This is a genomic window from Candidatus Binatia bacterium, assembly GCA_029248525.1.
Classification (GTDB): domain Bacteria; phylum Desulfobacterota; class Binatia; order UBA12015; family UBA12015; genus UBA12015.
Genome location: JAQWJE010000049.1, coordinates 718,346 through 736,280, shown reverse-complemented (window position 1 = coordinate 736,280; position 17,935 = coordinate 718,346). Strand labels below are relative to the sequence as shown.

17 protein-coding genes are annotated in these 17,935 nt (G+C 60.0%); 8 read left to right on the top strand and 9 right to left on the bottom strand.

Annotation, left to right across the window (positions count from 1 at the left end; translation table 11 throughout):
- Positions 1–20: 20 nt before the first annotated feature.
- The 3 genes from P8K07_15765 to P8K07_15755 are packed head-to-tail and all read right to left on the bottom strand — an operon-like array spanning position 21 to position 3,882.
- Complete coding sequence (locus P8K07_15765; GenBank protein MDG1959982.1) at positions 21–1,145, bottom strand: DegT/DnrJ/EryC1/StrS family aminotransferase; 1,125 nt, start codon at positions 1,143–1,145, stop codon at positions 21–23.
- 43 nt (positions 1,146–1,188) lie between these two features.
- Positions 1,189–2,718 carry an exopolysaccharide biosynthesis polyprenyl glycosylphosphotransferase gene (locus tag P8K07_15760; GenBank protein MDG1959981.1) on the bottom strand — a complete coding sequence of 510 codons (1,530 nt, stop codon included), beginning with the start codon at positions 2,716–2,718 and terminating at the stop codon, positions 1,189–1,191.
- Between the two features lie 9 nt (positions 2,719–2,727).
- Positions 2,728–3,882, bottom strand: a complete 1,155-nt coding sequence (locus P8K07_15755) for a glycosyltransferase (GenBank protein ID MDG1959980.1) — start codon at positions 3,880–3,882, stop codon at positions 2,728–2,730.
- 218 nt (positions 3,883–4,100) lie between these two features.
- Here P8K07_15755 and P8K07_15750 point away from each other — a divergent pair, with 218 nt between their 5' ends.
- Both P8K07_15750 and P8K07_15745 read left to right on the top strand, forming a co-directional pair.
- On the top strand, positions 4,101–4,424 hold the full coding sequence (locus P8K07_15750) for a DUF5658 family protein (protein ID MDG1959979.1): 324 nt from the start codon (positions 4,101–4,103) through the stop codon (positions 4,422–4,424).
- 194 nt (positions 4,425–4,618) lie between these two features.
- Entirely contained in the window at positions 4,619–5,194 is a 576-nt protein-coding gene (locus tag P8K07_15745; GenBank protein ID MDG1959978.1) for a hypothetical protein, read from the top strand.
- Positions 5,195–5,227: 33 nt separating this feature from the next.
- Here P8K07_15745 and P8K07_15740 read toward each other — a convergent pair whose 3' ends face one another.
- The gene (locus tag P8K07_15740) at positions 5,228–6,700 is read right to left on the bottom strand and encodes a wax ester/triacylglycerol synthase family O-acyltransferase (protein ID MDG1959977.1); all 1,473 of its coding nucleotides are present in this window, start codon (positions 6,698–6,700) and stop codon (positions 5,228–5,230) included.
- Positions 6,701–6,786: 86 nt separating this feature from the next.
- Between P8K07_15740 and P8K07_15735 the strand changes: the two genes are divergently transcribed.
- The gene (locus P8K07_15735; protein MDG1959976.1) at positions 6,787–7,152 is read left to right on the top strand and encodes a cytochrome c; all 366 of its coding nucleotides are present in this window, start codon (positions 6,787–6,789) and stop codon (positions 7,150–7,152) included.
- A gap of 9 nt (positions 7,153–7,161) precedes the next feature.
- Positions 7,162–7,533: a Rieske 2Fe-2S domain-containing protein gene (locus P8K07_15730; GenBank protein ID MDG1959975.1), complete on the top strand. Its 372-nt coding sequence runs from the start codon at positions 7,162–7,164 to the stop codon at positions 7,531–7,533.
- 1 nt (position 7,534) lies between these two features.
- On the opposite strand, the gene P8K07_15725 is transcribed toward P8K07_15730, so the two are convergent.
- Positions 7,535–7,783: a hypothetical protein gene (locus tag P8K07_15725; protein ID MDG1959974.1), complete on the bottom strand. Its 249-nt coding sequence runs from the start codon at positions 7,781–7,783 to the stop codon at positions 7,535–7,537.
- Positions 7,784–7,889: 106 nt separating this feature from the next.
- Between P8K07_15725 and P8K07_15720 the strand changes: the two genes are divergently transcribed.
- Both P8K07_15720 and P8K07_15715 read left to right on the top strand, forming a co-directional pair.
- Positions 7,890–8,345, top strand: a complete 456-nt coding sequence (locus P8K07_15720; GenBank protein MDG1959973.1) for a hypothetical protein — start codon at positions 7,890–7,892, stop codon at positions 8,343–8,345.
- Complete coding sequence (locus P8K07_15715) at positions 8,342–8,752, top strand: hypothetical protein (protein MDG1959972.1); 411 nt, start codon at positions 8,342–8,344, stop codon at positions 8,750–8,752. The genes P8K07_15720 and P8K07_15715 overlap by 4 nt, the downstream gene beginning before the upstream one ends.
- 97 nt (positions 8,753–8,849) lie before the next feature.
- Here P8K07_15715 and P8K07_15710 read toward each other — a convergent pair whose 3' ends face one another.
- Positions 8,850–10,697 (bottom strand): thrombospondin type 3 repeat-containing protein, encoded by a 1,848-nt coding sequence (locus tag P8K07_15710; protein MDG1959971.1) that lies wholly within the window; start codon positions 10,695–10,697, stop codon positions 8,850–8,852.
- A gap of 226 nt (positions 10,698–10,923) precedes the next feature.
- Between P8K07_15710 and P8K07_15705 the strand changes: the two genes are divergently transcribed.
- On the top strand, positions 10,924–11,682 hold the full coding sequence (locus P8K07_15705; GenBank protein MDG1959970.1) for an MBL fold metallo-hydrolase: 759 nt from the start codon (positions 10,924–10,926) through the stop codon (positions 11,680–11,682).
- Here the strand turns inward: P8K07_15705 and P8K07_15700 are convergent.
- Together P8K07_15700 and P8K07_15695 are read right to left on the bottom strand one after the other, a co-directional pair.
- Positions 11,679–13,412 carry an AMP-binding protein gene (locus P8K07_15700; protein MDG1959969.1) on the bottom strand — a complete coding sequence of 578 codons (1,734 nt, stop codon included), beginning with the start codon at positions 13,410–13,412 and terminating at the stop codon, positions 11,679–11,681. The genes P8K07_15705 and P8K07_15700 overlap by 4 nt on opposite strands.
- Positions 13,413–13,459: 47 nt before the next feature.
- Positions 13,460–14,848, bottom strand: coding sequence for a choice-of-anchor Q domain-containing protein (locus P8K07_15695; protein MDG1959968.1), 1,389 nt, complete (start codon positions 14,846–14,848; stop codon positions 13,460–13,462).
- Positions 14,849–14,959: 111 nt separating this feature from the next.
- Here P8K07_15695 and P8K07_15690 point away from each other — a divergent pair, with 111 nt between their 5' ends.
- Complete coding sequence (locus tag P8K07_15690; protein MDG1959967.1) at positions 14,960–15,595, top strand: class I SAM-dependent methyltransferase; 636 nt, start codon at positions 14,960–14,962, stop codon at positions 15,593–15,595.
- An 8-nt stretch (positions 15,596–15,603) separates the two neighbouring features.
- Here the strand turns inward: P8K07_15690 and P8K07_15685 are convergent, their stop codons facing one another.
- On the bottom strand, positions 15,604–17,907 hold the full coding sequence (locus P8K07_15685; GenBank protein ID MDG1959966.1) for a thioredoxin-like domain-containing protein: 2,304 nt from the start codon (positions 17,905–17,907) through the stop codon (positions 15,604–15,606).
- Positions 17,908–17,935 lie beyond the last annotated feature (28 nt).

Sequence of the window (17,935 nt, the reverse complement as noted above, 5' to 3'; positions counted from 1 at the left end):
TGGCTGCACGGAGCAGCCGCTCAAGAATCCAGAAAATCTCGGATGGCTTCGATGACCCGGACCTGCTCGGCTTCGGTAAGCCCCGGGTAGATCGGCAGGGCGAGAACCTCCCGTGCGGCACGCTCGGCGACCGGAAAGTCGCCCTCACGATAGCCGAGATCGGTAAAACATTCCTGCAAATGCAAGGGGATAGGGTAGTAGACTTCGCTGCCGATCCCGCGACCCGCCAGCCATTCGCGGAGCTCATCGCGACGATCGGCCCGAACAATATATTGATGAAAGACGTGGGTCCCTTCGTGGCGCTGCAGCGGACGCACCCGATCAGAGATTCCGTGCGCCGCGAGGAGTTCGTCATAGCGATCGGCCAATATGCCTCGGGCCTCATTCCAGGCCGCCAGGCGTTGCAGGCGAATCGATAAAATCACCGCTTGGAGGGCATCGAGACGGCTGTTGAGACCGAGTTCGATGTGCTCGTAACGTTTCTCCGAACCATGGACCCGCAAGCGTCGCACACGCGCAGCGAGGGCATCGTCATTCGTCGTGACGATGCCCGCATCGCCAGCCGCCGAAAGGTTTTTGGTCGGATAAAAGCTGAAGGCGGCAAGGTCCCCGAAGGAACCGGCCCGGGCAATTCCCCGGGTGGCACCAATCGCCTGGCAAGCGTCTTCCACGATAGCGATCTGTTGCCGACGGGCCATGGCATCGAAGGCAGCGCCATCCACACATTGTCCGTAGAGGTGCACCGGGATCAGGGCGCGCGTTCGAGGCGACAGCGCAGCGGCTGCAGCCGCCGGGTCCAGCAGGCAATCGGCTTCGCCAATATCGGCAAAGACGGGCGTCGCACCGGCACGAACGATCACCGACGCCGTCGAGAAAAACGTGAATGGCGTTGTCACAACTTCATCGCCGGGGCCAACATCCAGCGCCATCAGTGCCAGAAGCAAAGCGTCGGTGCCCGAGGCGACGCCGATACCATGACGCGCTCCGACGTAGGCTGCCATCTCTTCCTCGAAGGCCTGCACGCGGGGGCCAAGCGCCCATTGTCCGCTGCGCAGGACCTCCAACACGGCGGGCTCCGCTTCCGCAGCAACCTCCGCCCAGGAAGCCCCAATATCCAACAACCGAATCGGTTCCGCAGCACTCATAGCGTTCTTATTTTAGCACGAATCCGGCTCGGTGCAGGAAGGCTCAAGGCGAAATTCGATCCCGAAGAACCGCGGGGATCGTGCGCAAGAGGATCTCGAGATCGAGCCGCCACGACCAATCGTCAATATAATCAAGGTCAGCCTCGAGACCCGCGATAAAAGGGTCTCCCAAACGGTTGCTCACTTGCCACAATCCGGTGATGCCCGGCAATACGGAGAAACGCTTGCGCTGCCATGCGGCAAAGCCGCGGATTTCATGCTCCAGCATGGGCCGCGGGCCGATCAAACTCATATGACCCGCAATCACATTCAGTAATTGCGGCAGTTCATCCACATCAAACCGTCGCAAATACCGGCCCGTACGGGTCACTCGGGGATCTTCACGCAATTTGAAAATGGGACCGTCCGCTTCGTTGAGGGGCTCCATCTCCGGCATCTGGCCATCCGCCCCCACCACCATGCTGCGAAATTTGAGCATGCCGAAGCGTCGCTTATTCAAACCAAGTCGCTCCTGGCGGAAAAATACCGGGCCGCGAGAGTCCAAACGAATTGCCAGAGCGATCAACGGCCAGGCCGGGGCCGTCAGAACCAATAGAAGGATCGCAGCAACGAGGTCAAAAACACGCTTCATTGCGCGGGCCATCGGTGCATCCTTTTGCGCGTGCAGCGAAAGTAACCGAATATCTCCCACCTGATCGACGACCACTCGCTCCATCCCGTGCCCGATGATTCCGCTCACCAAATGCAACACGATCCCCTCGCGAGAACAGGCCTCGATCAGAACGCTGACCTCATCGGTCGAATAGTTCGGGGCGACAAAAAACACTTCATCGACGGCGTCCTGCGAAAATGCGCTCGATAGACGTTCGTCCAGCGTGCGGCCTTCCTGAACGGTGGAGCGCAGTTCGGCAGGATCGACGCGTCCCACGATCGTCACACCAAAGGCGGCTTCTCGAATCAATTCTGCCGTCAACCGAATCCCGTCGGCTTCCTCGGCAACAAGCAAAATACGCGCAGCCCCCGCTCCGCCGGCGCGGAGACGAGCCGCCAGTACGCGCAGGCCGGCCCGCACCAACAAAACCAATCCAAGTCCAGTCAGTGCGTAGAGGGCGATAAACAAACGCGAGACGTAGCCCAGCTTGAAAACAAAAAGGACTGTGGAGCCGACCAGAAGGGCCTGACCGAACGACAGCAGGACCGGCAGCACCATTTCGCGCAAATGAAGGAACGCAAGTGGCGCATAGGCTCCTCGGCGCTCCATCGACACCAAAGCCGCCAGGCCGAAAATTGCCGCCGGTCCGATGTAGACAGAAGGGTCGTACAGGCTGGTCAAATCCGCTGGGAGGATTCTGGTCTTGATGAAATAGGCGATCGGGAAGGCCACCAAAAGCAGCAAGCCATCCGCGATTTGTGCCAGATGTCGGTATTGCGCCGCAGGCCCGGCACGCGACGGCGCGTATTGTCGGGCGGCACCTCGCGACAGCGGCGGCGACGATCGAAAGGTCTGGTTCACATCGGCCGCCTTGCGAGCTCCGGCAATCGGAGTCTGACGTCGGCGAACAGGCGCAACCATCGATGCGGATTAGCCAAGCGCTTCCCCTCCGGCAAGCCATTGATCGCGTGGTGTTTCGGCGAGATGCTCGAAAAGATTCTCGTAGGCCTCCACAATCACATCCCAGGAGTAAAGTTCGTGCACGCGTGCACGAGCCGCCCCCCCGTAGACATGCAGACTCTCCTCCTTGCGAGGCGGGGCGAGCAAATCCTGCAAACGGTGGCCCAGCGACTCCGCGTCATTCCATGCGTAATAGACACCGGCATCCCCCAGGACCTCCCGGTGCTCGGGGATATCATTCGCAGCAATGGGCAGGCCCGCCGCCATCGCTTCCAAAAGCGCCGGGTGCGTCCCGCCAACTTCCGTGGCCTGCACCCATGCAGCTGCATGGCTGCGGAGTTGATCATAGCCCGCACCAAAAACGTATCCGGGAAAATGAATACGCGGGTTGCCCGCAGCCAGTCGATGCAGTTCTGCCTTGTAGGCATCCGCATAGGGTGCGTCACCGACGACCACGAGATCCTCGGGGATGCCCGACGCCTGATAACCGCGAATCACTACGTCCGCGTTATTCTCCGGCTCGAAACGGCTGACGTAGAGAACATACCCTCTGGAGCGAAGCCCCATCGAGTCCAGCACATCGGTGCCCTGATCGGATGGTGGTTCCGCACCGTAGGCGATCCGCACCACTCGCTGTGCCCCTTGCCGGCGATAGAAAGACTCGATCACCTCGCAATCCGCGACGATCACATCTGCCATTCGCGGCACCAGCGCCTGCGCGATGCCATGAAAGGTGCGCCCGGCCAGGCCCCATTTCCGCCGTGCGCTCTCCACGCCATCGACGGCTACCGCCGTCGGGAGCCCCGCAGCCCGCAGAAGCGGCAGCGAAAGAAAATTGGCCCCATTGCAGAGCAGTGCGGCATCAAATCGACCGCGAACATGGGCTGTCGACCGGAGGGTATGCACCACGGTCTCGAAATGCTTCCGCGCCGGTGCCGGCAAAATTTCGATCCGCACCCCTCGCCAGAGAGTCCCGTTCAGTTCCTCGGGAATATGCGTCGAGCGCCCAAAGACCGTGACCTCGTGCCCCCGACACGCCAAACGAGTCGATAATTCCTCGGCAAAGGTCTCGAAACCCCCGTAATTGGCGGGGACCCCGCGTGTCCCAAGAATCGCGATGCGCATTCGTCTCCAAATTCCCTTCTGTCAACACGCAAAGCAATCGCAGACGCGAAATTCAGCCAGCCTCTCCTCTAACTCAAAATCTATCGCTTCCCGCAGGTTTCCATGCATCTGCCTCAGCAGTTCCTCATTCCTTGCAACTCGGCAAGATAAGCGCAGAAAAAAAGTGCCGGATTTGCTGGGTTTCATTGGTTCGCTGCTTGCAATGGATGCGGAGTGCGATGGACAAAAGCAATCTCACAAGGCTCCGAGTTCTCGTCGGAGCCAACGTTCTCCTCCAGTTTGCCGACGGGTTTGTCACGATCCTTGGAACCTCCCGCGGTTTTGCCGAGGGAAACCCGCTGGTGGCCGCCGCCATGACCTCGATCGGGCCCATGGGCGGCATCTTGTTCATGAAGCTGATGGCAATCAGCTTCCTTTACCTGATCTATCGTCGGGGCGATCACCCGCTGGTGATTCCCAGTCTTGGTTCCATCGCCCTGGCTTATATTTTTCTTGCTGTTCTACCGTGGACGCTACTTCTGGCCGGATCACCCCCCGGCTAAACCCCTCCTCCCTCTCTGGCGCCACCAAAAACAGCGAGAATCGATCCCTCGCGCGCGACCCCCGCACCCCCTCTAAGCGGTCTCGCGCGCGGGGGCCGATCGATAGGGAATCGGGGAAAAACCCCGGTAATCTTTGCCAAGCTTGTCGCTATACCTTGACGGGAAGCGCTCCCTGACACATTCTCGCGAGATAGATGGTGCAAAGAATCGGAATAGGTCTTCGCGGGTTTCGAGCGAGCTTCCTCTTTGGAGTCACTCTCGTGGTCATGCCGTTGGTGATGAGCTGCGGGGCGCGCGGGCATACCTTCGGCTTCCAGCGAGACGCCTTGCGATCCCAGCGAATCGCCGAAGCTTATGCCCCCTACCGACAGCCCGGTGCTTCAGTCGTTTCCGGCAATATATCTCTGGTCAACGACATGGGGGAGAAGGTCGTCGCACGCAACCTCAGCGTGCGGCTGATGCCGGCCACCACATTCTCTCGGATGGAATTTGCTGCGGCGACTGCCGAGGGGCGCATGCCGCTGACCGACCTCGATGAAAAGGGTGTCGTGATCTGGACGGGCCGCACCGATATCGATGGAAATTTCCAATTCGAAGGGCTTCCTGCCGGAGAGTATTTTGTTCTCTGCCACGTCAGCTGGATTGGCGAGATCGAGGGGAAACCGACCGAGAAAACCGGGCTGGTGGGCGGAGAAATTGCTCTCGGGTACGCCGAGCATCGTCGCCTCGTACTCTCCCCGGACTATTCCGAACACGCCCCTCAACTCTGACCAGCGGACCCCTCGCGGACCCGCCCCGCCAGGCTAGGGTTGCGGGACGATCTGCAGAGGAGCTTCTTCTTCCCCGGCAGAGCTCTCTTCGCTGGCTGCAGCGCCAGCCGCTTCCTTGAGCGCATCGAAGGCTTCCACGATGAACTCCTTGAAGACTTCGAGGTCCGGCACCAGCTCGTAGTCCGCATTGAATCCCCAGCAGAGATTGCCGTTATAGCTCATCAAGGCGATGCCCAGCCCAAGATTGTCGACCAGCGGGACCAGCGGGTAGGCTTCGAGCATCCGCGCGCCGGTCATATAAAGAGGGAACTGCGGGCCCGGAACATTCGTGACGATAATATTGCACGGCAAAACCCGCGAGATATTCCGCGCACCGAGAGCCAGCAAGGTAGAAGACCCCCACTCGGCCGCATCCGAAAGGACCGTCGCACCGACTGCCTGCTTGCTGCGCTTGAGTTCATTGGTCTTGCGCTTGATCTGACGGATCTGCTCGCGAGGGTCCTCCTCGGCGATCGGGAGATCGATCAACCAGGCCGACACCTGATTTCCGAGAGCTTCCTGGTCTTCCCGGCGTCGGACGCTGACGGGTGCCATCACGCGAAAATCGATCGCGCTCGGACTTACCTGCCGATGCTCCATAAAGCGCTGAACAGCACCTGTCACGATCGTCAGTACAAGATCATTGGCGCTGCCTCCCAGCGTCCGGCGAATATCGCGCAACTCCTTGAAGTCCATCGTCAACCAATCGAATCGCCGGTGCGGGCTCACGGGTGCGTTCAGCGGCGTCGGGGAGGCTCGGTGCATGCTTGAACCGACGAAATCAGCAGCAGCCCGAAAATGGGAGAGCACTTCTCGACGACGGTCTTCGGCTTCGCGAAAAAAAGCTCCCACATCCCGCACCAGATCGATCGGGAGGGAAAGCCGGCGTGCCCCCTCGTCCCGCCAGAGCTGGAACGGGGACGGCGCCCGACGGGGAAAGAACCGAGCCGGTTTGGGCTCGGGGACTTCCGGCGTGATGCTGAGAAGAATTTTGAGCAACTCGGCGCCCGACACGCCATCGATCATGCAGTGATGAACCTTGGAAATCAGCGCAAACCGATCGCCCTCCAATCCTTCGACGATCCAGGTCTCCCAGAGCGGCCGGGACAGGTCGAGTGGTTGCTCCATGATCCGTGCGGAAAGGAGTCGCAGCTGCTCCTCGGTCCCCGGTTTTGGCAGTGCCGTATGTCGGACATGATAATCGAGACGAAATCGATCATCGTCGACCCAGACCGGGCGCATCGACATCGGAACCCATTGGAGTTTCTGCCGGTAGCGCGGAATCCGATGAATTTCGGCAGCGACGTGGTTCCGAATCAGATCCGCATCAATCCCACCATCAGGCCGACGCAGAGCTTCCGACTCGAACAAAAGGGTAGAGGCCACATGCAAGGGGGCATGCGGCTTTTCCAACATCAAAAAAGATGAATCCAACGCGGTCAGGCGTTCGTACCAATATCGGGCCATGGGGTCTGTTTATAGGAGGCGCCCGGTTGTCGCTAGAGTTTCCTCGCCCGCCGTGAAAAGAGAACAAGAAACATGGGAGGTGTGATTTGCAGTTGATCAAATTTCTTGGATGGCTCGGATTCCTTTCGCTTTCCTTGCTGCAACCCAACCCGGCTGCCGGAGCCCCGGATGCAGCGGCCGGAAAGACCAAATTCCAAAAATCAATCTGCGTCCAATGCCATGGACTCGAGGCTCAGGGGATGGCCGGGATGGGAATGGACCTCCGATCGGCTCCGCTGATCAGGGCCGGCAAGGCCGAGGCGATCGATAAATTTATCGAAAACGGGCATCGCGGCACGAACCAATACCCCGGCGGGATGCCACCCAATGGCGGCATCAGCCTCAGCGCCAGTGACCGCGCCAACATCACGGCCTGGCTGCTCACCCTCGCGAAACCCCCGAAGCATCCCTAGACTCTTCGGATGGCCACCTTCCCAAAAAAGGGACTCTTCATTCTCAACAGCGACGAACTTGCGGATGGTGAATCCAAAACGTTCGCCTTGGTGGACGGCGAGGAGCGACTCCCGTGCTTCGTCGTCCGGTGGCGAGGCGATTTGCAAGCCTTCGTCAATCGGTGTCGCCATATCCCCATGACCATGGACTGGGTGGAGAACCAATTCCTCACAGAGGACGGCGAGTTCATTCTCTGTCCGACGCACGGGGCCCTCTTCCAGCCCGACACCGGTGCCTGTGTCGGCGGACCGGCTTATGGGAAAGCCCTGTTTCGAGTGCCCCTGATCAACCACGCCGGAAAGGTTTTTGCCCAATGGCCCTCCCTCGACGAAGAGGCCTGAACTACTCGGGCTCGTCCCCGAAATGTGCGCGCAGGATTCGCTGCTTTAAGTAATCAAGTGTGCCGAGATCCTCGACGATATCGCCGCCGGTGTCGTAGAAGAAGATCTCTCCGTTTTTGTTCCGGCCTACAGCCACCAACCATTCCAGATCATCTCGGTCCTCGAGAAGATAATTGATTGTCTGGGAAACGCCCCGCCCCGGGAGAATCGTGATTTTCGGCTTGGCCGAATCTTTATCTTTTTTTGCCATGCGCAAGTCTCCGGCCTCGATTGCACGATAGTGATGCACCCATTGCCAAGTCAACCGACCTCGGCAGCGCTAACTGTCAGGGAATCCTTATGATACATCTACCCGGGTGGACCCGGTCGTGCATGCATCGCGGAAGAAAGCTGGTTTGCGCCGGGCTCGCCGGGAGGACATTCATGCCCTGATTCAGCTCACTTCCGGGCCGATCGCGGGACGCGTACGCGCCCTGAGGCGACTGCTCAAGACCTTGGTCGCTGATGTGTATATTCATAATGCCGACGGCGAGATCAATGGATGCGTCGCCATTCTCTATCGTCGCAGCCTGCAACACGGTGGGCTCACAGCCACGATTGACAGCTTGAATACAACGGAAACGGGAAGTCTGGCCGATGAGGTGCGTGCGAAGCTCCTCGCTCTGGCGCTCGACCGCGCCCGTCGACGCGGCTGTGTTGCCATCGACTGCGCCACCGACGACCCGGCACTCTCCAGCGCGATTGCCGCAACAGGATTCCAACCGGGGGGAACCCATTGGGTGACCTCGCTGCGAAAGGACGAAACCGAATGACCAAATTTCTGATCGGACTGCTTCTGGGCCTGATTCTCGGAATCGGGGGAGCCTCTGCCTTTTTGATCACCGCCGGCGGCGGAGACTATTTTGTCGGGGCCAGCCCTCGGGTACGAGAGCTCGAAGCCTCCTTGCGTGAAGCCGATCAGGAACGTCAATGGCTAAGGGGACGGCTTGGCGAAGCCACCCAGATGGGTAGCCGGCTGGAGTCGCGCTTCCTCAGCCTCTCCGCCCGCTTCGAAGCTTTAAGCGGCGTGCCGGCACCGAAGATCGTCCCCACCGGGACGACACCACCGCCGCCTGAGAAAACTCTTCCAACCTTGCCCACGCCACCGAGCGCGAGCCCCGGTCCCGCACCGAGCGCTGTTCCGACAGCAAGTCCCGCGGCCGGTACAGCTCTCAATTAAGGGCCTTTTCCCCCGAACGAAAAAGCCGGCCGGGGGAATCCCCGGCCGGCTTCTCCTGAAGTTTCGGAAGTTCGCACGGACGAACCTCTCAACGGCCTCAATCGGCGTCGCAACGTGTCACGGTGCGGCCTTCCGGATAACGAGTGCGACAATTCATATTGGCCACCAAGGTTTCGCCGCCAATCTGAAGCCCGACGGTCAACTCATCATCCATCAGGTACTGCAGATCCCGCGAATTCAGACGCACACTCAAAATACTTGAGGACTTGCGCCATTGGCGAACCGACACACGGGTCTTCGAGCGACGATAATGCGCCCTTGTGCCCCGGCTGTTCGTGGCCATCGCACCAGGATCCAAAGCCAATTCATAGACCTCTGAATTTCCCTCGATCTGGACAGAAACCGCACCTAACTTGCGAGCATCCGCCAGCAGAGGAAGCTGCGCGCGAAGAGTCAATGTCGTGACGCCATTCTTGCGACGCGAGATCCGGACGGATCCGGTGAAATCACCGCAGGTGCCATCCTCATTCATGCCGCTTTGTTCCGGACAGACATCACAGAGGTCACCCTTGCCGTCATCATCGGTATCGACCTGCTCGGGGTTCGCAACCGTGGGGCAATTATCGTTCGCATCGTCCCATCCATCGCCATCGGTATCGGGGTCTTCTTCGGGATCTTCCGGATCTTCCGGATCTTCCGGGTCTTCCGGGTCTTCCGGGTCTTCGGGATCTTGCGGGTCTTGCGATCCCGAATCGTCATAGAGCCAGGCCAGCGCCCCGAGGTCGTAATCCTCGAGAGACGCCCCGCGGCCATCAAAATGAGCGGCCCAGTACATTGTGGCATCACGAATGAATGAGTCGCCTTCTGCACCAAGGCTGCTCTCCCAGGAGTGGCCGAACCCGATGGTATGCCCGAGTTCATGGGTCAGAACTTCGGCCACGTTGCTTTCGTTCCAAAAGGAGCAATTACCCCAGCCGTCGGCGAGGACAATCGAACCCGAAACTACCTCATGATAGCGCGAGTCCTGATAGGGCTTTGCCTTCATGCAAAAACCGCCGATCGCCAGCGTACCCCCACCGCAGTTCCGCGGGTTGGCGATCTGGTTTTTCGGATCATTGAACGAAACGTTGATGAAACCGTCGTTGCAGCTCCAGCCGTCTCCCTTGCGCTCGCCGGCGTATACCAGATCCAGAGAAGATCCGTCGCGGTTATCCCAGGCACTAGCCGCGGCCTGCACCATTTTATTGGAGACTGCCTTGCCCAGCCGGGCATCGCCCGTGAGCGCACCCCACACCTGAACCGGACCGCCAAACCAGCGGGAGCCGGGGTCGGCAAGAAGGTTGAACTGGCGATTCTCCTGCACCTGCCCGAACGCGGCCGGTGCATCCGTGCTCATCGCAGCGATCGAACGACCCCCCAGTCGTCGATGGCCCTTCTGAACGCCCGCACGATCCATTTCACCTCGGAATTTGCGAATCCGGACTTTCTCGCGACGCCCCCCCGAGCGTGAACGTGAAAAGCTGATCTCGCCATCATCAGCGATGGTGGCACTCGATTTTCCCAAACCCATATGAAGGGTTCGCACCTGGCCGTCTTCGGTCTGCGCCAAATGGGTCAGCACGATCTCGTCGACGCGATATTCGGCAGCACCGAAGACCCACTGCTGGTCTTCGCCAACCTGTCCGCCCACTTCGCGAACCAGAATTCGCTCGCCCGCAACCGCACCCTTGTAACCTTCGATGACCAGCAACTCGATTTCCGTATCGATCGAAGATCCATCGAAAGAAGCGACACTCCGAATCGAGTCGACTCGCGCCAGAACGATGGCATCGGCCTCGATCAAAAGCTCCTCAGGCTCGGGAACGATCCACGTCGTCGCCTCCGCCGGCCTCACGCCACCCACCACTAATGCCACAAAGGCCAGAACTATCCGTAAGAAATACATCCTCAATTTTCCCTCCCTGGGCAGAAGGTCATTGCAAAGCGGATGCCATATCGTAAAATATTGATTTAACTTGGTTTTATATAAAATCGGGCGGTAAATTCGCTATTTCTACAACGGGACAATAACGCACATCGTCAAAATATTGCCGATACGTCTCGGCGAGCGTAAGGCCCCACCCCCAACCCCGTGTTTGGCATTTGCCACCACACTGGCGTATCCCGCCATCATGGCGATCGAACTGGCCTGCCTCGGTACGGCAGATGCACTGGGCTCCGGGGGACGGCATTGTGCCGGCTACCGCGTCCGAACCAAAGAAACCCAGATCCTGCTCGAAGCTGGCCCCAGCATTCTGACGCAACTCAAATCTCGACAGCAGGAAATGGCCGCCCTCGACGGTGTCGCTCTCAGCCACCTGCACGGAGACCATTTCGCAGGCCTCCCCTTTCTGCTGCTTGAGTACGAACATCAAACTAAACGAGATCGTCCCTTTGTCGTCATCGGGCCGCCGGGTACCGAGAGTCGCGTGCGGCGGCTTCTCGATACCCTCTACTGGGAGAGTCGGGGCCGCACTTTCTCCTTCCCGCTGCAATTCATCGAAATGGTGGATGGAAGCCAAACCGAGATTGGCGGGTTTCACCTCTCGGGTTTCGAGGTCCCGCACCAGGAAACGGAGATCTCTCTGGGCTACCGTCTCCGTGCCGACGGCCAGCAGCTGGTCTTCTCGGGGGACACCCCCTGGACCGATCGTCTGCTGCGGGAAAGCGAAAACGCAGACCTTTTCCTGTGCGAGTGCACAGACCTCCACGAATCCAGCGGACGACATATTCGCTACGCCGATATCGAGAACAATCGTAAATCTTTTTCGTGCGGCGAAATCCTGCTCACCCACCTCGGCCCCGAAGTGCAGGCCCGAGTGGATGAAATCCCCGAACCGACAGCGCACGACTCCCTGGTCGTGCGGCTCGGGGACCCGATGTTGCGCTAAAGAAGGTGGCCGCGCCCCCTTGCCAGAAACGCATCTCTGAGGTCGCGATAGGCTGCGTCGTCAAACACCCGATAGAAAGATTCTCCGCGGACTTTATGGAAGATCGGATCAGCCACCCTCTGCGGTGAAAAGCCCTGCGTCCGCAGTTCTCGTTTGAGAATTTTATGAGTCGCCGTTTGTGGAATCCGAGTCGCAATGCGCACGAAGGTTGGCCACCATTTGGGCGAACAATCCTCCTCAGACTCGAGAAAATCGGCAAATACCTGACCGTCGAAGGTCGCCTCTTCTGCCAGCACTACCGTTGCCATGACCCGATCACCTGCGTCCCGATCGGGCACGGCATAAACGGCGCAAAGGTAGATATCCGGATGCCGCTGCAGGATATCTTCAATCGGGCGAGCGAGAAAATTCTCGCCGTCCACGCGAATCCAGGAGATATCGCGACCGGTAAAATATAGAAATCCGTCAGCGTCCTGAAACCCGAAGTCCCCGGACCAATACATGCCGCCGCGGGTCCTCTCCGCGGTGGCCTCGGGGTTTCGATAATATCCTTCGAATTTCCCGAACCCGGCGGTATTCACAATTTCGCCAATCGCCTCGTCGGGGTTCTGCACCCGGCCATGCGAATCGAGAATTCCCGGGGGCCTGCGGGCACCCTCGGGCGAGAGAATATGGACCTCCGGTGGCGGTCGGCCCACGCTGTTGGCGGGGTCTGTCGGCGCGCGCGCAAACCCGAATCCACCTTCGGTCGCCCCGAAGCCATCGATAATCCGACAGCCGAATCGTTCGCTGAACTCGTCAAGAATGCGGGACGATCCCTCGTTTCCATACGCAATCCGCAAGGGATTCTCCCGATCGTCGGAGGACCTGCGCGTCGTCAGGATAAAGCTGAGTGGTTTGCCGGTATAGTTAAAATAGGTGACTCCGTAGCGGCGGATATCGCTCAGCCATCGGGAACGACTGAACCGACGAATCAACCCGAGAGAGGCCCCCTGCAACAACGCGGGCATGAATCCACATTGCTGAGAATTGGCGTGAAAGAGTGGCATCGCCAGATAGCCGCATCCCTCCCGATCGACCTCCATCAAGGCCCCGATCTTCTCTCCCGTGGAAAGCATCCGGCTCTGGCTGATCTGCACACCCTTGGGCGCGCCAGTCGTGCCGCTCGTGAAAACCAGAATATAGGGGGCGTCGGGATCGACCGAAGGTCCGCTCAGATCCACGCCGGTCACCGACGTGAGTGCCTCGCTGAAGTCCTCTCCGAACTCCGCCCCCGGCGAGACATCCCCCAATGCATGCGCACGGGTGATCCAGGTGCGCTCCCGAGACAGATCCAGTTCGCTCCAGATCGGCCGCAGAAGATCATGGTGCGCCGGTGCCGTTAGCAGGAATTGGCAATCCGTATGCAGAATATCGCGGAGCAGAGAAGCCCCGCGCTGGATCGGGTTGATCCCCACCGCTGTCGCGCCAGCCAGAGCGCAGGCCCCAAAAGCAATCAGATATTCCGGGACATTTTCCAGTAGAATACCCAGATGGAACGGGCGGGTGGGATCACGACGCTCCTGCAGCAGAGCAGCCAGCCGCGCCGATGCTTCAGCAAACTCGGCGTGGGAGAGAGCGAAATCATCCAGGCGGAGAAACGGCTTGTCTGCAATCTCCGGGTCGACAGCGTTGCGGCGAATACAATCGGCTACCGAGACAATTCCATCCAGCGACGGGAGGGGTGCCATGGCGCAAACGTCCCACTGACACCCCTACCAATGCAAACGAATCGACTTCAGGAGCCCTTATTCTCAAAGGCGCCGATATCACAGCGGGGCACATCGCCTCGCACGGCCTGCGGCCGGCGCACACCTCTTTGGTCAGCGATCAGGCAAGAACCCTCGGGGCCACCCGGCTTCGCGGGGCTACCGGCATCGATTGCTGCGCTGCCCGCACCCAAAGCCTGAGTGCGATTCTGGCCGTCGTTCAGAGCCAATTTGCCCAATTCCGCAGAGACCGCACTCAGGTTTCCTGTCGTATTGCCGCGGATCTGGCAGCCTGCGGGATTCTCGATCAGATTGAAACCACCCGACTGGATTTGCCCCGAACAATCCGTGGGCTTGCTCTCGGTCTCGTTGCGCGCGACCAAGGTGTTCGCGATCGCCAGCGTCGCTCCTTTTTCCGCAGCCAGCCCGCCACCCTGATTGTCGCCGACCGTCACGTTGTTCAGGGAGACCTTGCCCGGAGCGCGGGCCAAAATCCCGCCGGCGCTCGATGCCTTGTTCTCCGACACTGTCAGATTATGCCCGGACAGCTCTCCGGAGCTGCGCAGCCCGCCGCCTTCCGACCCCGCCGTATTTTCGGTAATTTCCACGTCAAGCAACTTTGCGCTGCTCTCGATATTATCCAGCCCACCGGCAGCCTGCATTGCCTGGTTCCCTCGAATCGTCGAGATGGTAACCTCGAGGGTGCCGCTGTTGGAGATTCCGCCACCGGAATCCGCGAGGGATTGGTTGCCCAAAATTTCGCCATTCATGATCTTCAAAGTGCTGGCCTCGTCATTGAAGAAGGCTCCGCCCTTGCCGTCCGAGGAGTTTTTCAGCGCGACGACCGAGTTGAGCGATGCGGTGCCACCATTGGTGTTGAACAGAGCCGCCCCACGCCCGCTCTTGGGAACAAGCGGATCACCCACCGCTCGATTCTGCAGGAAGAGCACGTTGGAGACGGTCAAGTTGCCACGATTGAGAAGCGCCGCACCATCGCCTCCCTGCACTTGAGCTTCCCGCAGAGTGAGACCCGAGATCGTCACCGTTGCCTTGTTGCCGACCTCGAAAAGTCGATGCTTTCCATCGCCGTTCACCACAGTCGTCCGCAAACCGGCTCCGGCAACGGTAGTCACACCGCCCAGCAGGAGCACCCCGCTCTGACCGAAATTCGCTCCTTCATCGGCACTCGTCAGCGTATAGGTGCCCTCCGGCAGGTTGATGGTGGAGGACCTCGAAGAAGCATTCGCTTCTTCGACAGCCGCACGCAAGGTGCAACCGCCGGCCTTGGAGGCGCAAATGCCATCGCCGAGAGTCGCATCGGGAGAATCTACCTGGGAGTCGACGTTGAACGTCGCGGCACCAGCGGCAGAAGTCATCATCAGAACAATAACCATCACGAATCCGGGTAAAAGACGCATTTTTTCTCCTCCAAGGTCCAAGAGCATAGTGCATCCGTATCCAACGGCCGCTCACGCGTAAAGGGAGCCCCTTGCCCTTGACCGTCAAGATTCCAACACCGACAAACAAATATGGTCGAATATCTGCCCTCCAGCGAGGTCACGGCTGCCACGCCTCGCCCGCAAAACCACCCGATGCGTCAGATCACCCGTGACGTCGCCTTTGATGCCCCCACCTGGACGCCCGAAAGGCGTCGGAAAGTCGAAAAACTATTCGATGAACTGGCCCCCGAGTGGCACCTGAAACACGCAGATGATCGCCTCTTGCCGCTCCGCGACGCGCTGGAGCGCGGCGATATCCATCCCGGAAACTGTCTGGAACTGGGCTGCGGCACCGGGCCCGCGACCCCGATTCTGGAAGAATCCTTCACGCGGGTCGTCGCGGTCGACCTCTCCTTCGAGATGCTGCGACGCCTGAACACCCCGAGTGCTGCGCGGGTACGCGCTGATGCTTGCTGCCTGCCCTTCCCGCCGGATTCGGTCGACTCGATCGTCCTGCTCAATATGTTGCTCTTTCCCGCCGAGGTCGCGCGCGTCCTCAAGCCGGAGGGCACGGTGGTCTGGGTCAACTCGCGCGCCGAGAACACCCCCATCCACCTCAGCCCCGAAGATTTCGTGGCCGCGCTGCCCGGAGACTGGACCGCGAGGGCTTCGCGCTCCGGTGAGGGACTATGGGCGGTTGCCCGTCGCGGCCGGAGCACCAGCTGACAGATCGATTACTCCGGCAGCGGCCACGGCCGATTGGCCGCGTATCCAGTCGCGAAAGCCTCGACACGCCCTGCATCATCGAGCAAAACGAATGTCGGCGTGCCACTGATGCCGAAAGCGAGCGTTGCCTGGCGCAGGGGGTCTCTGGCGATAATCGCGGGGTAGCCTCCGTCAACCTCGGTAAAAAAGGAATCGAGACGTTCGGCAGACTCATCCGTAATCGCCACAATGGGGATCCCGGTGCGCTCCGACCAGGCCATCAACTCCGGCAACGCCGCCTTGCAGGGGGCACACCAGGTGGCCCAGAAAAACAGGAGGTGCTTGCCCGCGCCGGACCAGACTTCCGGCAAATCGCCCCGGTAGGGCTCCAGCGAAAACGACGGAGCCGCCCCCCCGACGACAGGCGGTTGCGGGAGGGAGGGAAAGGCGCCGGGATGCTCGCCCGGTACGAGAAGAATTTCGATTGGTTCGCCGTCGCGAAGGACGGACAATCGCCGCTCCACGCCAGCCATCTGAAACATCGTCCACTCGCGAATCTGGCGCGGCTCCTCAAAAGGCTTCCCGGGCGGACCGAGGATCAGATCTCCGACCACCAGGCCCGCCGCACCCGCGGGCGATTCGGGATAGACGTGCCGAACCTGCACGGTCCCGGCCGGCAAATCGAACCGCTCTTTTGTGGCTTTCTCGGCCGGTCGGAATTGAATCCCCATCCACGCTGGGAGGACTCTGCGTGCCCTCTCGATATCCCCCTCGTAGGAGGGGTAAGCCTTGCGCTCGGGTATCGCTCGCAGGTCTCCAACAGGAATCGGCAGGGCGAAATCTTCACAGGCAAGCAAAGAGGCAAACTCGGCCTTCTCGGCTTTCGTGCCGTAGCGAGCCAGGTACTCTTGCGCGGCCACCCGAACGAGAAGGGCTTCGAACCGCAGTAACACGGCCTCCCGGACGGCCATCCGGCTGGCAATATTTCGCGCAATTCGCGACCGCGACGCCAGCGAGCTCATACGTCGATTGGACCCTGCTGTTTTTAACCAGCCGGGGAATACGGCATTGAAATCCGCCCGGAGCGCTCGGCGGCCGGCTCGCTTGAGAGACTTTCCGGATTCCAGACGGGCGTAGATGTCCGGGTGCTCCAGACCGAACCGTTGCAGGAGGGCTCGTTCCGCGTCCTCGCGTGCCTCGTCCCATGCCTCGGAATGCTTGCTCAAGCGCCCACTGACAACGGGCAGAACCTCCATACGCTCGCGAAGCTCCGCCAGCGATCGGGGACTCGCCACCCCGAAGGATACGCCGACTCGGTCCAACTCACGAATCAAGGGCTCGTAAGCCACCGGATTTTGCCATGCCTGCGCCAGAAGCTCATCGACCAAAACGATTTCGTCCTGGCCTCGCGCCATCGCCGCTTCTTGCAGCAGGGTTCCGTAGCGCACATCCGAGGTCCGCAAGGGAACATCCGGGGTACGGTCGGTTTCGAGAACCAGATCGTGAGTTTGGGGGAATCGCAATCCCGCGCGCAAACCTTCGAGAAAGCGCATCGAATGGCCGACACCCGCATCGCCGCGATGCTCGGGGTAGCATCCGTATGCAAGACGGTCGGCCGTCGTCGAAAAGTAGCCGCAAGTTTCCGAGCCCGGGCCACGAGAGATATCGATAAAGGCAAAGCCGCCCGAAAAACATTGCGACATCACCATAACCACCCGGATATCTGGCGGAAGCTCCGCCAGCATCGACTCGAGGTCGGTGACGGAAAGGCTCTCGCCCCATAACGAGATCCGGTTGGAACGTGGACCATCGTCCCCGTCGGTTCCGTGGTCGGTGACGTAGAGGAAAAGCGTGGAGCCCGGAGGGAAGCGACTGGCATCTTCTCTGAAATAGGATGCCAGTCCGGCTTTGGTTGCCGGGCGAAGGACATACCCGGGAATTTTCGTATTCCGGTAGCGAATCGGATTGCGGCGAAAGAGGCCGTGGGTTGGGCCGACCACCAAACTCGGACCTCGCGTCGCCAGATCCCGGCTTGGATCTTCGCCATCGCTGGAAAAAATTGTGATGTCCCCTGGAGGCACTCCCGAGGTCTCCAGCACCGCCAACACCCCTTTGAGATGTTGGAGATGAGAGGCGTAGTTGATGGATTTGCTCCCGCCTCCGTTCAGAAGCAAGGCATGAGTTCGAGCAACACCAACGGGTTCAGCCGATCGACCCGAGCCGAAGATCAGGGGAAAGCCGCATCCGGAAGCCAGCACCATGAGGGCCAACCAGAAAACAAGGCTCCCGAAAGATATCCTGCCGGTCGGGTTTTTATCCTGACAACGCCCCACAGGAAAAGTCTACGCTCTTCGAGTGACG

Bases quoted from the DNA above. Each gene is read 5' to 3' on its own strand.
- P8K07_15765 (MDG1959982.1), bottom strand. From the start codon at position 1,145: ATGAGTGCTGCGGAACCGATTCGGTTGTTGGATATTGGGGCTTCCTGG.
- P8K07_15760 (MDG1959981.1), bottom strand. From the start codon at position 2,718: ATGGTTGCGCCTGTTCGCCGACGTCAGACTCCGATTGCCGGAGCTCGC.
- P8K07_15755 (MDG1959980.1), bottom strand. From the start codon at position 3,882: ATGCGCATCGCGATTCTTGGGACACGCGGGGTCCCCGCCAATTACGGG.
- P8K07_15750 (MDG1959979.1), top strand. From the start codon at position 4,101: ATGGACAAAAGCAATCTCACAAGGCTCCGAGTTCTCGTCGGAGCCAAC.
- P8K07_15745 (MDG1959978.1), top strand. From the start codon at position 4,619: ATGGTGCAAAGAATCGGAATAGGTCTTCGCGGGTTTCGAGCGAGCTTC.
- P8K07_15740 (MDG1959977.1), bottom strand. From the start codon at position 6,700: ATGGCCCGATATTGGTACGAACGCCTGACCGCGTTGGATTCATCTTTT.
- P8K07_15730 (MDG1959975.1), top strand. From the start codon at position 7,162: ATGGCCACCTTCCCAAAAAAGGGACTCTTCATTCTCAACAGCGACGAA.
- P8K07_15725 (MDG1959974.1), bottom strand. From the start codon at position 7,783: ATGGCAAAAAAAGATAAAGATTCGGCCAAGCCGAAAATCACGATTCTC.
- P8K07_15715 (MDG1959972.1), top strand. From the start codon at position 8,342: ATGACCAAATTTCTGATCGGACTGCTTCTGGGCCTGATTCTCGGAATC.
- P8K07_15710 (MDG1959971.1), bottom strand. From the start codon at position 10,697: ATGTATTTCTTACGGATAGTTCTGGCCTTTGTGGCATTAGTGGTGGGT.
- P8K07_15705 (MDG1959970.1), top strand. From the start codon at position 10,924: ATGGCGATCGAACTGGCCTGCCTCGGTACGGCAGATGCACTGGGCTCC.
- P8K07_15700 (MDG1959969.1), bottom strand. From the start codon at position 13,412: ATGGCACCCCTCCCGTCGCTGGATGGAATTGTCTCGGTAGCCGATTGT.
- P8K07_15695 (MDG1959968.1), bottom strand. From the start codon at position 14,848: ATGCGTCTTTTACCCGGATTCGTGATGGTTATTGTTCTGATGATGACT.
- P8K07_15690 (MDG1959967.1), top strand. From the start codon at position 14,960: ATGGTCGAATATCTGCCCTCCAGCGAGGTCACGGCTGCCACGCCTCGC.